Source organism: Cupriavidus nantongensis, assembly GCF_001598055.1.
In the GTDB taxonomy this organism is placed as follows: Bacteria; Pseudomonadota; Gammaproteobacteria; order Burkholderiales; family Burkholderiaceae; genus Cupriavidus; species Cupriavidus nantongensis.
On record NZ_CP014844.1, the window covers coordinates 1,753,021 to 1,766,557 of the forward strand.

Genomic DNA, 13,537 nt, shown 5'->3' on the forward strand with positions numbered 1-13,537 from the left:
TCAGAGGGTGCGCGCCGCGGGGTAGTGCAAGAAAGGGGCCGATGACAGAGCACGGATCTTTGACCCATGCCGCCGAAGGCGCGGCGCTCGGCTTCTACTTTCAGTCGCTCCATGCGCTGCGTGGCATCCTGGAGCAGCCCCATGACGACGCCGCCGTGTGCCTCGAGCGGCTCGACGACGTGGAATTCGTCTCGAACGGCGAGCCGCTTTTGGTGCAGCTCAAGCACTCGATGAGCGAGAAACCGGCTGCTGTGACGCTGGCCTCGCGTGCGCTCTGGCGCACGTTCAAGGCATGGATCGACGTGCTGCCGAAGGTGGTTCTGGAGGCAACGCGATTCCAGCTTGTTACGGTGGCATCTCTTGATGCCGAAGGCGTCCTGGGGAGTTTGCTCACGGAGTCCGCCGATCGCGAATCCCTGCATGTCAAACTGCTGCAGGAGGCGCGAAGGGTTGTGGACGCGCACGAGGCGGCTAAGCACGCTGGAACCCCACCCCATGCGGATAGAGTAGGAGGCTGCATGGCATTCCTCCAACTTGACGAAGACACGAGGCGCTCCCTGCTGTCCAAAATCACCGTGCGGCCGGGCAGCAGCAATATCACGGCCATCAGTGGTGAAATTGCGGACTGCCTGGTGAATTTCCCGCCGCAACAGCGCCCTGTCCTCTGCACGCGCCTCATTGAGTGGTGGGACCTGCAGGTCATCTTCACCCTGTGCGGCAAACGGGAGCGTTTCATTACCAAGCTCGAGGTCCAACTGAAGATTGCCGAACTCGCCGGAGAAATTGAGCGCGACGAGCTACTGCCGGATTTCGAGACGGCTCTGTTGCCCACGGACCATGTTCCGGATTCCATGCTCACGCGCCAGATCGAGCTGGTAGGTGGAACTCCCAGTGATGTGCGGCTAGCCGTTCGTGAAGAATGGCGGGCGCGCTCGCAGCGGCACAAGTGGATATCGGAGCGCCTTGACATGGCATCGCGCATCGTCAAGTACGACAGCTTGCTTCAGGAGAGGTGGCAGGATAAGCACGAGCGAATGTGCGAGGAGTGCGGCGAAGAGGAGGAAACTCACAAACGCCAGTGCGGGCACCAACTTCTGCGCTGGTCTTATGACCTCGCGCACACCGAGGTGCGACCCTTCGCCCCCAACTGGAGTGCGACCTACTATGTGCGCGGCAGCTATCAGGTGTTGGCCATCGACTTGCTGGTCGGCTGGCATCCGGACTTCAGGAGGCTTCTGGGGTCCAACTCATGAACCGCGCGCACGACATCTATGCAGAGACAAACCCAGCGTACTGCGCTGCCGTGCTCGCTCAGTTCTGCGCGTCGCATAACGAGCACCGGGGGCGAGCCCCAGCGCTTGCTGTGGCCTATCTGGTGCTCCCCATCGTGCTGTCCGAGGATCTCGCCGAAACCTTCGACAAGTGTGTCAAGAGCACGGGTCTTCTCGTGTGGCTGGATCGTAGTCCGCGCATACGAGTTGGCTTGTCCGGGCGCGTGAACGCCACTTTGCCGGTGTCCACGGAGGCCATTCGCTTTGGGTGTATCGCCGGACTGCTGCGCTTGGAAGGCGAGGGGGCTATCGCCTCGTCGCACAGAAAACTGCCTGCGGCGGTTTCATCCGGTGTCGCTGGTCCGGCGCTGAAGCGAGCGCGGCTACTGGGTTCCTGGTTTGCCGAAGCCGGGTCTGCGCGCGCCGTGATGGAGGCTATGGGAGTATCAGTATGACGCGATGGAATATTGCACGTATCTTCTACCTCGGGATCGAAGGAGCGTTCCGAGAGATCGAGTTGGACGCCGGCAAGGTCAATGTGATCGCGGGTGCGTCGGGCACAGGCAAGTCCGCCGTGATCAAGACGCTGGATTACTGCCTGGGCTCTTCGAGCTGCGAACTGCCGGTATACGTACGACGACACTGTGTCGCAGTGGGGGTCAAGTGGGTGCGCGGGGCTGACGAGCTGATCTCCTGCCGTCTCGTGCCGCCAGTTGGGCAGCGCAGCAGCGATCACATGTACGTGACGACGGGGCGCGGCTTGTCAGTCCCTCGCTTGGTGGAACAGTTCGAGGGTCGGACCAATGTGGAGGCGGCCAAGACCCGGCTGGAGGAGGCATTCGGGATCGGTGACGTTGGTCAGCCAGATTCAACGGTGCCGGGACGGGAATCGCGTGATCGCGCGACGGTACGCCACGTTACGCCGTATGTGTTTGTGACGAAGGAGGTCATCGACAGCGAGACGGTACTGCTTCATGGGCTGGATGACAGGCGCAAGGCCGGCCACATCATCGCGACTCTACCGTATTTCCTTGGCGTGGTGACGGAGTCGACGGCCGCAGATGAGCGCCGGCTGAGGCAGGCGCGCAAGGCGTTAGACATTGAGGTCGCGCGAGAGAACGCGCGCAGGTCCAATGAGAGCTTGGTGAAGCAGCGCATGCGCATCCTGCTGACCGAGGCGAGCCAGATTGGATTGGCCGCTGCCCCATTCGAACAGGCCGACGAGTTCGAGTTGCTGGCGATGCTGCGAAGCGCGATGTCCTCAGATGCGAAGGCGATGCAGTATCCTAGCGAGGGGGAACTGGATGCGTTGCATGAACGCCGCCAGTCGGTGCTGTCAGAGCTGAACCAGACCAAGCGCAGGCACCGGGCGATGATGACTGCGGCTCAGGAATCGCTTAGCTATCAGGATGCGGTGGCCAAGCAGCACGACAAGCTGCACATCGCAGAACACTTAAATCTGTTGGAGGTTCCCTCGACCTGTCCGATATGCCAGTCGGACACCACGGCTGGTGCGTCCGCGGCGTTGGCGCTCAAGCGTTCCCTGGAAACGATCCGCGCCGAGGCCAGCGAGGTCGGCCGTATCCGACCGCAACTCGACGCTTCGGTAAGTATGCTCGCGGAACGGATACAGACCCTGAGCTCCCAACTGCGGGAACTGGATGCGCGCATTGCTTCGGCCCTGAGTCAAATCCAGGAGGGCAGGCGCCTTACTGATCTGGCGCAGGCCCAGGCGTATTTCCGAGGCAAAGCTAGCTTCTTCCTGGAAACGCTAGACGACCAGCTGCTGCGTCCTGGGAAGGACCTGAGTGCGTTGCGCGAGGAGATCGCGGAACTGGAAACACGCCTGGACAACGACAGCCGGCGCGTACGTCTCCAGCGCGCCGAAGCGGACGTGTCGCGATTCGCTTCCGAGGCTTTTGCGGATCTACCGAAAGTGGAGCCGTGTGTCGATGCGGAACTGCAGTTTTCCTCCAGGGTGCCACAAGTGAGCATCGTTGAGCCGGGACCCGGCGGCGCCATTCTGTCCATGGCTGATCTGGGCTCAGATCAGAACTGGCTGGCGGTCCATGTTGCATTGGCGTTCGGTTTTCAGCGCTTTTTCGAGAAAGAACAACGCCCCGTGCCGGGACTGCTCGTGCTGGACCAACTCAGCCGCCCGTACTTCCCGAACAAGGGCGAGGAAGAGAAGGCCGTCGTGGTCGGCAGCGTTGAAGACGATGATCCGGAGGCAGGTGCTGACCGTGCGGGGCGCGACGTGATTGCCATCAGCGAGGGGGACGAGGATTTCCAAGCCATGCGCCAGCACATCGACTTCCTGTTCAGTCAGGTCGAGGCGCGCAAGGGGCTGCAGGTGTTGCTGCTGGAGCATGCATACTTTAAAGACGATCCTCGCTACGTGGCGGCGACGAAGGCGCGCTGGACCCGTGCGTCCGGGGAGGCGTTGATTCCGAAACACTGGAAACGGCGACCGAACTCTAGATGATGAAGCTCGCGGGAGTCGGCTGCCCAACTCTCCGAGGACGCCCTGTCCCCGGACCGAGACGCGCAGGTCATGGGCGGCGCGGCCTGTTGATGTCGGAGTGGCGTAGGCCGAATGCTGTCACATCAGTTGCAAGTAGGGATTGTTGGGCGGAACGTCGCTGAATAGCCGCTCAGGGTCGGAGAGAAGATAGCCATGCAGCCTCCGCGACTTGCGCGGCCCCGTCACCTCGCAGGTCCAGATGTTCAGGCCGTTGGGCTGTTTTCGGTGTACTTGCAGGCGTTCGAAACGCTTCTGCACCCATTGCCAGTCGGCGAGTTCGGCTTCCTTGGCCTGTTTCGCCACCATGGGGTGCTCCTGCGCGTAGCGCTGGAACACGCCGGGGCTGACCAGATAGGCGGTGTCGGCCACGGTGTGCACCAGGGCCTTGGCATCGTTGATGATGAGCTTGCGGGTGTGGATGCCGTGCCGCAGCCAGGCGATGAAATGCTCGCCGGAGGGCTCGATCGTGGACGGGACCATCACTTCCGAGGCGATCGACGGCACGTCGGCAGGTGCGGTCGCTGCTGCTAGGGGTGGCGGGGCGAGTGGCTCGGTACCGGCCGAGGTGTTGGGTGAGGGGGGCGCGAACGACATGGGCGGCTCATCGAGCATTTCCAGCAGGCCGGAAAACGGATCCGCCGGAACGATGTCAGGAGTGACGGTCACGGGAGCGGCATCGACTGCGGCGGCATCAGCGGTCACGGTGGTCGGCGTCGCCGGCGGTGGGCCGGCCTCGGGCGATGCCTCATCCTGTTCGATGCGCACCGTTCCCGCGAACGGCGCCGGCCGCTCGCCGGCATCCCAGATCAGCGCCGGCGCCAGCTTGAGGAAGGTGAAGCTGTGCGACCACCCAGCGTCGCTCGTGACGGTGGCCTTCCAGATGGCCTTGCCGTCCCCAGTCGGCTGCACGATGCCGTGATCCTGCAGCACGTTGAACACCGCCGTGTTGTTCGACGGGATGCCTTCGATGCCCTGCGACAGCAGGTGGGCGCGCAGCTTGTCGGAGACGGTCTTGCTGACCAGCCACAAGGCATCCTGGGTCAGCCAGCCATCCGAGGCTTGCGGCTGGTTCAGCTTGAACTCCTCGCGCAGGAGGAAGCGCAGGCCGTCGAGGAGCTTGCGCTGCAGTGCATGCTTCGGGGCGGCCATCGCCTTCGCAGGGTCGCCGCCGAGTTCATGGGCGACCGATGCCTGGTCGGCCTGCACGACCAGTTCGCCGAGTGTGCCGGCGTGTTCGTACTGTCCGGCCAGTACGAACAGCAGTGCTGACCACAGATCGGGATAGAGGCTGAGCCAGTCGAAGATGTTCGGGTCGAGCACCCGGGCGTAGAGAAGCCCGGTCGCGGCGCCATGCAGCCGATATTCGCGCTCCTGGCGGTAGCGGAAGCGGTACGGCCGCTGCAACGGGCCGTGCCAGGGGTGCCAGATCGTGCCGTCTGCGTACTCCACATGCAGATCCACGGTAATCTTGCCGATGTCGTGTAGAAGAGCGGCGTAGGCGGTGCCGGCGGTCCAGGCTTCCGCCTGGGCGGCCTGGGCCTCCGGCGTGGTGCCGGCAGGCAGCAGGTGCGACTGCCGCAGCTTGAGCGCGTAGGCGACGATCTCCATACCGTGGTCCAGCATGCCGCCCGGATAGGCGTGGTGATGCGCTTCCGAGGCGGGAAACTGCTGGACCAGTTCGGCGTAGCGTTCCAGCGGTGCGAGGTAGAGCGTGGCGAACTGTCGCCGGGAGAGCGAGGTGCGCTGCCAGATGTGCTCCAGCAGTTTCTGGCGCCGCGGCGTGGCCAGCAGTGCCGCCGCCGACTGCGGCCGCGTCAGCCCTTTGGACGCATCGGCAGGGCCGGACGACGAGGTACCAGTCGATGGTGGCGTCTTTTTGCGCTGGAACAGCGTGAGCATGGTGGCGATCCCTGTGGTCGTGGCGGGAAGGAGGGTCTTTTGGCCTTTTGGCCTTTTCGGGTAGGGCCTTTCCCCTTGCTCCCCTTCCATTGCCCCTTCCCAGCCTTTCCACCCCTACCGGAACCGTTTGGGTATATGACAGCCACGCTCGTCCAACTACAGCCAATGCGGTGTTGGCCCTTTCCGGATTGAGGGCGGAAGGCTGGCTGTGCCGCGCCTACGATGAGATCTTTCTCACTGCAGGCCCGACATCATGCTCGACGCGCTGAAACAGGATATGTCCGGACGTGCGCCGGTTGACGTAGTAAGGAATTATCCTTACATTGAAGGTGTCGCTACTGAGAGCAGGAGTTTGGCCATGTCCAGCATCCACGAACTCGCCACACTTACGTCAAAGGGACAGATCACCCTACCCAAGTCGATCCGGCAGGCGCTGGGCGTCGATACCGGCGGCAAGGTGGCATTCGAGCTGCGCGGCGGCGAAGTCGTCGTCACGCGCGCCGAGTTCGAACACGAAGATCCGGCGATCGGTGCATTCCTGGGGCTGCTGGAAGCCGACATCCGCGCCGGAAGGCACCTGCAGTCCTTGCCGGACGATCTCGTCCGCGCGATGTTGGCGAATGCCGGCCACGCCGTGAACCTCGATGAAGAGATCGATGGGGAAGTGGCGCTCTGATGGAGTGTCACGGCTGGACGCTGCTGTTCCACGAGGGTGTGGTCGAGCAGTTGCGCAAACTGCACGCGGCGGCGCAGCGGGCGGAGCGGAATGACCCACGGGGGTTCGCAGGCAACGCCAACGTCAAGTTGTTCCGCGCGCTGAGCCAGTTGATCATGGACGGTGTGCCGAGCGATCCGGCACGCGACGAGTTCCGTCAGGGCAACACCCTGGGACCTGCGTACCGGCATTGGCGACGTGCGAAGATCGGACGGCGGTTCCGCCTGTTCTTCCGCTATGACTCCAAGGCGAAGGTGATCGTCTACGCCTGGGTCAACGACGAGCAGACCCTGCGGTCGGCGGGCAGCAAGTCCGATCCGTATGCGGTCTTCGAGAAGATGCTGGGGCGGGGCAATCCGCCCGACGATTGGAACGCGTTGATGGCAGCCAGCCAGCAGGATTGGAGCAAAACGGAATAACTGGATCACGCATGTAGCAGGTGAGGCCCATGACCACGAAAACCCGTCCAGGTAATGCAGAGCGCCTCGGCCGCTGGCTGGGCGGGTTGTGGCGTGGGTTCATGCGTCAAGAACGAGGTGTGTCCGGTTGGCTGATTGCGCGAGGCATGCCAGCAGGTAGCGCCACGGCGCTGCTGTGGATCGTCAAGCTGGCCGTGCTTGGAGCACTGCTGTACGCCGCGTTCTGGATCGCGCTGCTGCTGGTGTTTGTCGTAGCTGCCGCTTGGACGGCTGGGCAAACCTCCACAGATCGCGAGGACGAGCATTCGTTCACGACGCTGGAGACACTCAGGAAGAAACCTGGGTATGACCCGAACCTCTACAACGACACATCGCACGAGATGTACGAGGAGGATTAAGGCCCAGGGCCTCCCTACTTCAGTTTGCTCGAGACTGCTCCAGCGCCTTTTCCGCCGGCGTTGCTTGCTCCTTTGGTGGCTTCCGAGAAGCTGTTTGCGATGGTTCCTGCGCGGATTCCAGCCCATGTAAGGGCTCCAATCCAGAACGCTGGCAGCACGATAAACATCGCCGCCATCACGAAGTTGAGCAGCATGTCCCCGAAGGCGTTGTCGAGCCCGATCAGCGGATCGAAGTTGGCGTGCGGCCGGTTCCAGCCGAAGCCCGAGCCATAGAGCGCATCGAGGATCGTCGAGTCGATCCAGCGCGCGAGTTGGAACCAGAAGTCCACGAAGAACAGCGCAAACTGCACCACGCTCACGGTGACCACGGTCTTGAGGTCGTAGGTGCCGATCAGCAGCACCATCGGGATGCAGATCACCAACGCCATCTTGAGCAGGGCCAGCACCATGGGCAGGGCCTGGCGCACCACGTCCATCGCCGGGAAGTAGCCCAGGGACCCGATGGTCAAGCCGACGTCGCCGGCGGCGCGGGTGACGACGTTGGACACGGTCATGTCGACCTGCCCGCCGTAGTCCGAATAGATCGCGCCACGGTTGAGCTTTTGCTGGCGCGGCGATGCGATCGCGCGGATCACCGAGTCGCCCACCTCGGCCTGGCTCAGGAAACCCGCCCAGCCCGCCAGCCGCGTCAGCAAGCCGGGATCGACCTGGGCGAGCAGCCGCGCCCGCAGGCCGTGGCCGCCATCGGACCACCACTGCTCGCAAGTCGGATAGCCGCCTCCGCTGGGCACCTCGGCCAGCCCGGCATCACGGGCGCTGTCGTAGGGCCAGGCGTCGCGTGGCGTCCTGGAGCGGTAGCTGTCGTAGAAGCCCGGGGTGCCGACGAAGTAGTTCGAGCCGATCCAGGTCACGTCGTGCATCTGCTCTTCGTTCAGGTTCGGCCGGGTCATGAACAGCCTGGCGCGCGCCGGCCCGTAGCAGTCGCGGGTGAAGTCGCTCACCTCCTGGGCCAGCACCGGGTCGTCGATGCGGGTGGCGTCGATGTCCATGCGGATCTGCCGCAGGTCCGTGCCGCACGGGATCGCCGTCACCGAGGCACCGGTGACGGCGCGCGAGATCGCGTGCATCGCGAACCACCACACCGGTACCTTGGCCGACTGGTCGTTGATCGTGCTGAAGGACTGAGACCAGCCCGTGTCGGTCGGCTCCGGTACATTCACCTGGCACTGCGCCGAGCGCGAGCGGTCGTAACGGATCGTGTTGAAATCGACGTCAATGAACGGAATGCCGGCGAACATGATGACCGCGATGGCGACGAACACGCGGTTCTCGATGCGGGCAGAGGACAGGACGCCCTTGTTGCCTTCGTCCGCGCCTTCCGCGCGAGCCCTCAGCCACTCCTGGATCACGATGGCGAGGAACGGGATGGCGAACACGCCGCTGGCGACCAGCACCGCCCAGATGCCGTTGTGGACGATCCACGAGACCAGCGTCAGGTAGTACTCGAGGTAATCGGTCGTAAGGAGCGTCATCGCGAACCCCGCATCACGCGGCCTGCATCAGCAGACTTGCTTCCAGCGCGACCACGGCAACGACGGCCGCGATCTCCACGCGCAGCAATCGCTGTCCGGCGACCGCGTCCGGCTCCCGCACGCGCAGGCGCCGGCGCATCCACAGCCAGCCCCACACGGTCACGCCGTACAGCAGCAGCCGCCAGACTAGAAAGACGCCGGCGTGGGCATCCATCCAGCGCTGCCAGCCCTCGATGCCGCCGGCGATCCTGATGCCGAGCATATTGACGGCAACGGCCGCGATCAGCAGCGGCACGGTCCACAGCAGTGCCAGGCCCACGCGCCGGTTGAACAGCCAGCGCAGGCGCCACCATCCCGCGCTCACGGGTTGCTCCCGCCGGACGGCGGCCGCTGCAGCTCGTCGAGCCGGTTGCGCACCGGGTCACCCTCGTAGACGCCACGCGAACCGGCCGCGCGCGTGCCGTGGCGCTGGATGATCGCCATCGGAGAGTTGTTCGCCAACTCGCGGCGCAGTTCCAGCTCCGTCTTGAGGTTGTGGATCTCGCGGTCGAGGATGTCGCTCTCGTTGGTGACGGCCTTCTGGGCCAGTTCGTTGGCGGCCACGTTGGGCTCCTTGCGGCCGGTGAGCAGCGTGCGCTGCAGCAGCAGGGCCTTCTCCAGCACGCTGGCGAGCGCGACCTCCGAGGCCAGGCGTCGCGCCAGGAGGTCCTGGTCGGGCTCGTCGCGCAGCGCCTCGATCACGCCGCGCGTGACCGGCAGCGAGGCGCTGCCGGCGGCCTGCAGGTTGTCGAAGCCGGTGGGGCGGCTGCCGGCCACCAGTTCCTGCAGGACCTCCAGCTTGTCCTCGTACGCCTCCTGGATCAGCGGGGTCAGGCCCACGCCCGGCGTGGTCACGGTCTTGGTGCAGGCATCGCAGGTGCGCTGCTCCTGTTCACCCAGCACGCGCACCGCCCAGGCCGCGGCGGCATCGGGCGAGCTCCAGGTCTGGCAGGCCAGGTTGCCACTGCAACTGGACGGCGCGATCGAGCTGGTGTCGGTGACGCTGCGGCCGTTGATGAGGTTGTAACCGGCGCGGGTGACGTCGCCGACCACGCGCACCGGGGGCTGGCCGGCGCCGCCGGCGTTGTCGCCGCCCACCCAGGGCACGCCGTTGTTGCCCCGGTTCGCCTCGGCCTCGTCGATCGCCGACACGGCATCGGTGCTGGCAACCGACTGCTTCAGCGCCATGCCCTCGGCGAGTTGGTCCCAGCCGAGTTGGCCGCCGGCCATGTCGGCCATGCGGTTGGCGATGGCGCGGCAGGTCAGCTTGCTGCGGTCGAAATCGAGCCGTGCCTGCAGCACGCCGTTGGTCAGCAGGTTGTAGAGCCCCGGATCGGCACGCTGGATGATCAGCGCCGGCAGCGACGCCACGGCTGCGGTGGCGTTCTGGATCACCGAGGACATGATGGCCTGGAAGCCGTTGGTGATGCCGTTCAGCTGGTTCTGCAGCGTCGTGGTGATGCTCATGTCGCCGCAGATCAGGTTGCTGTTCCAGCCCACGCCGACGCCGATGGAGTGCATGTTGGCCGCACCGCCCATCGACACCGCGCGGCCGCCGCCGATGCTGTAGAGCACGTCGTCGCCGATGACGCTGCCCTGGTGCTGCACGCCGCTGCGGGTCTGCGCCCAAGCGACGCCAGCCGCCGCGATCGTTGCCGCGCAGATGAGCGCGATGGCCAGGATGTGGGGCCTGGCCTGCTGGGCGAGGCGGGATAGGAGTGCTTTCATCGGACACGCCTCACATGAAATCCACACTGCCGAGGAAGACCTGCCCCCGGCGCCGGCAGCAGCTATAGGGCCGCCACAGCGCCCAGGCGTAGTCGCCCTGCCGGGCCTGCACGCGCGTGTTTCCGTGCGGGAACACCGCACAGGTGTTCGAGAGGGTCGGCGTCAGCTCCTGCCACTTGCCCGTCGAGGCATCGGTTTCCATCAGCGCGCCGGCAGGCCAGTAGCCGTCGCGCGCACTGGCGAGCAGCGGTTGGTAGACATGGATCTGGCCGCGACGGGTCACGATGTCGCCCGCGCGCTGCGCCACCACGGCGCCGCTCTTGTAGTCGTCCACCTGGTGCATGAAGCCGCCGCGTGGATAGACGTTGCCCCACAGGTTCAGGGCCGTGCGCGTGCCGATCTCGCGCAGGCCGGGGATCAGCGCCTCCGGGTACAGCGATTCGGGGACGTTATAGCGCCACGCCAGCGTGTCGAGCGTGCTCAGCAGGTAGGGCATGAACGCCGTGCCGGCCCCCGCGCAGGTGTAGCCGGAGGCGCTGGCGAACTGGCTGAACACCATCCCGGCCGGATGGCCGATGACATCGGCGTTCTTGAACTTGGCGAGGTTGTTCTCGTTGTCGTGATTGGTCGTGCCGTCACCGCCAGCCTTGGCGGTCGGGTTGGGCATGCTCATCGCCCTGACTTCCAGCCACGGGTTTTCGCCGGTGTTCGAGTAGCTCGACACCACCGCATCGGGGACGTAGTGGCGCACCTTGACGGAGGTGCGAACCGAGCAGCCGAAGGGCGTGCAGTACAGCCAATAGCAGATTCCGACCACGCGGTATTCGAGGCAGTCGGGGGACAGCGCCGACGAGACGATGGTGGCGGTGTCCAGGGCGAACGTCGATGTGGCCGCGCCCAGCAGCAGCGAGGCGGCGGTGGCGCGCAGACGCCGGGACGCCAGCAGGAGGCTCATGGCTGCGTGCTCCGGTAGGCGTTGATGCGCGCGACGGCGCGGGACACGTCGGGCTCGCCGTAGACCACATAGCGTCGATCGACCACCACGGCGGGAATCTTGGCGATGCCCAGCCCCCAGGCATCCGCGACACCTTGGTAGGCATGGCCGATGCGGCGCTGCAGGGCCTCGCCGCCGTCATGCAACCGCTGCCGCACCACGGCTGCGGCCTGTTGCGGGTCGGCCGGCAGGTGCGCGGCGAGTTCGACCTCGATGCGCGTGGCTTGGTCCAGCTCGATGATCCGCACGCCGGCCGGGGCCTGCACCGGATTACGGCTGTCGGTGACGACGAGCACATCGGCGGCCGCTGCGATGGGACCGAGCAGCGCTGCGCACAGTCCAGCGGCCAGCCGGGCGGCCAGGGGGCGCCGCGAGGCGGCAGGAAGGTTGAGGGAATGAGCCGGCATGTCGCGCCTCCGCGGAGTCGATGCAGACTCGTAGTCGAGCGCAACGCAGATCAGGGAACGACAAAGAAACCGAAACCGGTCAGTCCCGATTTCCTGCGGACCGGTGAAAAGAAGCGGGAGCCAAGGGCTCCCGTGGTGATGAAATGAATGCGCGTGGGGTGCTGCTACAAAAAGCCGGCTTCGGCGAACGAGTACGGGCTGCCCTTGCCGACGATGAAGTGGTCCAGCACTCGGACATCGACGGTGGCCAGGGCGCTCTTCAGCCGCTCGGTGATCGCACGATCAGCGGCCGAGGGCTCGGTGTTCCCCGAGGGGTGCTGATGCGCCAGGATCAGCGCCGAAGCGTTGAGCGCCAGCGCACGCTGGACCACCACCCTCGGATACACCGAAGTCTGGTCGACCGTGCCCTTGAACAGCGGCTCGAAGGCGAGCACCTGGTGCTGGTTGTCGAGAAACACGACGGCGAAGATTTCGTTCGGCTCCGCGACCAGTTTCAGGCGCAGGTAGTCGCGCACGGCGGCGGGACTGCCCAGCGCCGGACCGGCCTTGAACACGCGGTTCTCCAGCAGGGTGATGGCCTGCTGGATGATCCAGTCTTCGTGCTGGGCGGCGATCAGGGTGAGCGACTCCGGGCGGGAGTCGGCGATGGCAAGAGACATGGCGAACCTCCAATGGATGAGATCGGAGGGCGCCTGCCCCAGGAGGGCAAACCCTCCGGGGGACGATGGGGATGGAACAGGTGACGAGCGGGCATCCACCACCGCGGATGCGGTGGCTGTTCGCGTCAAGGGATGCGATGCGAACGGGTTTCGATCAACGCGGACGAGCCGCGCCGCAGCCTTGAAGATCGATGGCTACCTGGGCATGTCACCGGCGACGCCGGCGGGCATGTCTGGGGAATGGGCGGGTTCGGCCGCGGTCGTGCTGCCGGCGGCAAGCAGGTCGATGGCCGACAGCAAGGCGTCGCCTTCGACGGGGCCGTGCAGCAGGAGGGTCTTGCCGGACTCGCGGTCGCGCAGTTGCAGGGCCGGCGTGGCCGCGAGGCCCTGCTGTGCGGCTTCCGCCGCCTGAGCACGGATGACCGCATCGGGGCGATCGCTGTCGAGACAACCCTGCATGGCTGGCGTGAGGTCGGGATAGCGCAGGCCCTCCGGCAGGCCCTGGCCGTCGCCACGGGTGTTCGAGTAGAGCCACGCCACGGCCTGCCAGAACGTGGCATGTCCGCCCGCCTCGCCCGCGCACTCGGCCAGGCGTGCCCCAGCAGTCGCGGCCGGCTCGTGCATGGGCAGCGGCAGGTGGTGCCACTGCCAGTTCACCTCGGGATGGGCGTCGATCCAGCGCTTGAGCGCGGGGAAGTAGGCCCGGCAGTACGGACACTCCAGGTCGGCGTACCCGACCACCGTGAAGCGCGCATCGGCACGGCCATACAGCCAGGGCGGGCCGGCCGGTTTCGGCGCTTCGGACCCGGCGGCGACCAGGGACATGGACTCGGTTGCCGGATGCGGCGCGCGCAGCAGCATCCACGAGGCCACCGCAATCGTCGCCACGATCAGCAGACCGATCCGGGGATGACGGCGGGCGAAGGAAGGCATGCGCATCGTGTCGCTCCCG

14 protein-coding genes are annotated in these 13,537 nt (G+C 65.5%); 6 read left to right on the forward strand and 8 right to left on the reverse strand.

From position 1 onward, the window contains the following. Window positions 1-59 precede the first annotated feature (59 nt). Genes A2G96_RS08215 through A2G96_RS08225 form a run of 3 tightly spaced genes read left to right on the forward strand, consistent with a single transcriptional unit; the run spans window position 60 to window position 3,756 of the window. Window positions 60-1,253: an ABC-three component system protein gene (locus A2G96_RS08215; protein ID WP_150124079.1), complete on the forward strand. Its 1,194-nt coding sequence runs from the start codon at window positions 60-62 to the stop codon at window positions 1,251-1,253. Continuing rightward, window positions 1,250-1,726 (forward strand): three component ABC system middle component, encoded by a 477-nt coding sequence (locus tag A2G96_RS08220; RefSeq protein WP_043742199.1) that lies wholly within the window; start codon window positions 1,250-1,252, stop codon window positions 1,724-1,726. The genes A2G96_RS08215 and A2G96_RS08220 overlap by 4 nt, the downstream gene beginning before the upstream one ends. Further along, window positions 1,723-3,756, forward strand: a complete 2,034-nt coding sequence (locus A2G96_RS08225) for a DUF3732 domain-containing protein (protein WP_043742215.1) — start codon at window positions 1,723-1,725, stop codon at window positions 3,754-3,756. Before A2G96_RS08220 ends, A2G96_RS08225 begins: the two co-directional genes overlap by 4 nt. 117 nt (window positions 3,757-3,873) lie before the next feature. Here the strand turns inward: A2G96_RS08225 and mobH are convergent, their stop codons facing one another. Further along, entirely contained in the window at window positions 3,874-5,694 is a 1,821-nt protein-coding gene (gene mobH / locus A2G96_RS08230) for a MobH family relaxase (protein WP_043742214.1), read from the reverse strand. Window positions 5,695-6,052: 358 nt separating this feature from the next. On the opposite strand from mobH, the gene A2G96_RS08235 reads away from it, so the two are divergent. The 3 genes from A2G96_RS08235 to A2G96_RS08245 are packed head-to-tail and all read left to right on the forward strand — an operon-like array spanning window position 6,053 to window position 7,226. Further along, complete coding sequence (locus tag A2G96_RS08235; RefSeq protein ID WP_043742212.1) at window positions 6,053-6,370, forward strand: type II toxin-antitoxin system PrlF family antitoxin; 318 nt, start codon at window positions 6,053-6,055, stop codon at window positions 6,368-6,370. Continuing rightward, the gene (locus A2G96_RS08240) at window positions 6,370-6,828 is read left to right on the forward strand and encodes a type II toxin-antitoxin system YhaV family toxin (RefSeq protein ID WP_043742210.1); all 459 of its coding nucleotides are present in this window, start codon (window positions 6,370-6,372) and stop codon (window positions 6,826-6,828) included. The genes A2G96_RS08235 and A2G96_RS08240 overlap by 1 nt, the downstream gene beginning before the upstream one ends. A 29-nt stretch (window positions 6,829-6,857) precedes the next feature. Further along, entirely contained in the window at window positions 6,858-7,226 is a 369-nt protein-coding gene (locus A2G96_RS08245) for a DUF3742 family protein (RefSeq protein WP_043742208.1), read from the forward strand. 14 nt (window positions 7,227-7,240) lie between these two features. Here the strand turns inward: A2G96_RS08245 and A2G96_RS08250 are convergent, their stop codons facing one another. From A2G96_RS08250 to A2G96_RS08280, 7 genes are all read right to left on the reverse strand, one after another. Next, the gene (locus A2G96_RS08250) at window positions 7,241-8,758 is read right to left on the reverse strand and encodes a conjugal transfer protein TraG N-terminal domain-containing protein (protein ID WP_043742206.1); all 1,518 of its coding nucleotides are present in this window, start codon (window positions 8,756-8,758) and stop codon (window positions 7,241-7,243) included. Window positions 8,759-8,771: 13 nt separating this feature from the next. Next, complete coding sequence (locus A2G96_RS08255) at window positions 8,772-9,122, reverse strand: hypothetical protein (RefSeq protein WP_043742204.1); 351 nt, start codon at window positions 9,120-9,122, stop codon at window positions 8,772-8,774. Next, on the reverse strand, window positions 9,119-10,525 hold the full coding sequence (locus A2G96_RS08260; protein ID WP_043742202.1) for an integrating conjugative element protein: 1,407 nt from the start codon (window positions 10,523-10,525) through the stop codon (window positions 9,119-9,121). The genes A2G96_RS08255 and A2G96_RS08260 overlap by 4 nt, the downstream gene beginning before the upstream one ends. A gap of 10 nt (window positions 10,526-10,535) precedes the next feature. Continuing rightward, on the reverse strand, window positions 10,536-11,480 hold the full coding sequence (locus tag A2G96_RS08265; RefSeq protein WP_062798431.1) for a TIGR03756 family integrating conjugative element protein: 945 nt from the start codon (window positions 11,478-11,480) through the stop codon (window positions 10,536-10,538). Continuing rightward, window positions 11,477-11,926, reverse strand: coding sequence for a TIGR03757 family integrating conjugative element protein (locus A2G96_RS08270; protein ID WP_062798433.1), 450 nt, complete (start codon window positions 11,924-11,926; stop codon window positions 11,477-11,479). Before A2G96_RS08270 ends, A2G96_RS08265 begins: the two co-directional genes overlap by 4 nt. Before the next feature lie 164 nt (window positions 11,927-12,090). Next, the gene (gene radC, locus A2G96_RS08275) at window positions 12,091-12,585 is read right to left on the reverse strand and encodes a RadC family protein (protein ID WP_062798435.1); all 495 of its coding nucleotides are present in this window, start codon (window positions 12,583-12,585) and stop codon (window positions 12,091-12,093) included. Between the two features lie 195 nt (window positions 12,586-12,780). Further along, window positions 12,781-13,524, reverse strand: a complete 744-nt coding sequence (locus A2G96_RS08280; protein WP_062798437.1) for a DsbA family protein — start codon at window positions 13,522-13,524, stop codon at window positions 12,781-12,783. Window positions 13,525-13,537: the final 13 nt, after the last annotated feature.

What these genes read in the sequence shown, in the direction of transcription:
- A2G96_RS08220 (WP_043742199.1), top strand. Translation starts at nt 1,250, where the DNA reads ATGAACCGCGCGCACGACATCTATGCAGAGACAAACCCAGCGTACTGC.
- A2G96_RS08225 (WP_043742215.1), top strand. Translation starts at nt 1,723, where the DNA reads ATGACGCGATGGAATATTGCACGTATCTTCTACCTCGGGATCGAAGGA.
- mobH (WP_043742214.1), bottom strand. Translation starts at nt 5,694, where the DNA reads ATGCTCACGCTGTTCCAGCGCAAAAAGACGCCACCATCGACTGGTACC.
- A2G96_RS08235 (WP_043742212.1), top strand. Translation starts at nt 6,053, where the DNA reads ATGTCCAGCATCCACGAACTCGCCACACTTACGTCAAAGGGACAGATC.
- A2G96_RS08240 (WP_043742210.1), top strand. Translation starts at nt 6,370, where the DNA reads ATGGAGTGTCACGGCTGGACGCTGCTGTTCCACGAGGGTGTGGTCGAG.
- A2G96_RS08245 (WP_043742208.1), top strand. Translation starts at nt 6,858, where the DNA reads ATGACCACGAAAACCCGTCCAGGTAATGCAGAGCGCCTCGGCCGCTGG.
- A2G96_RS08250 (WP_043742206.1), bottom strand. Translation starts at nt 8,758, where the DNA reads ATGACGCTCCTTACGACCGATTACCTCGAGTACTACCTGACGCTGGTC.
- A2G96_RS08260 (WP_043742202.1), bottom strand. Translation starts at nt 10,525, where the DNA reads ATGAAAGCACTCCTATCCCGCCTCGCCCAGCAGGCCAGGCCCCACATC.
- A2G96_RS08265 (WP_062798431.1), bottom strand. Translation starts at nt 11,480, where the DNA reads ATGAGCCTCCTGCTGGCGTCCCGGCGTCTGCGCGCCACCGCCGCCTCG.
- A2G96_RS08270 (WP_062798433.1), bottom strand. Translation starts at nt 11,926, where the DNA reads ATGCCGGCTCATTCCCTCAACCTTCCTGCCGCCTCGCGGCGCCCCCTG.
- radC (WP_062798435.1), bottom strand. Translation starts at nt 12,585, where the DNA reads ATGTCTCTTGCCATCGCCGACTCCCGCCCGGAGTCGCTCACCCTGATC.
- A2G96_RS08280 (WP_062798437.1), bottom strand. Translation starts at nt 13,524, where the DNA reads ATGCGCATGCCTTCCTTCGCCCGCCGTCATCCCCGGATCGGTCTGCTG.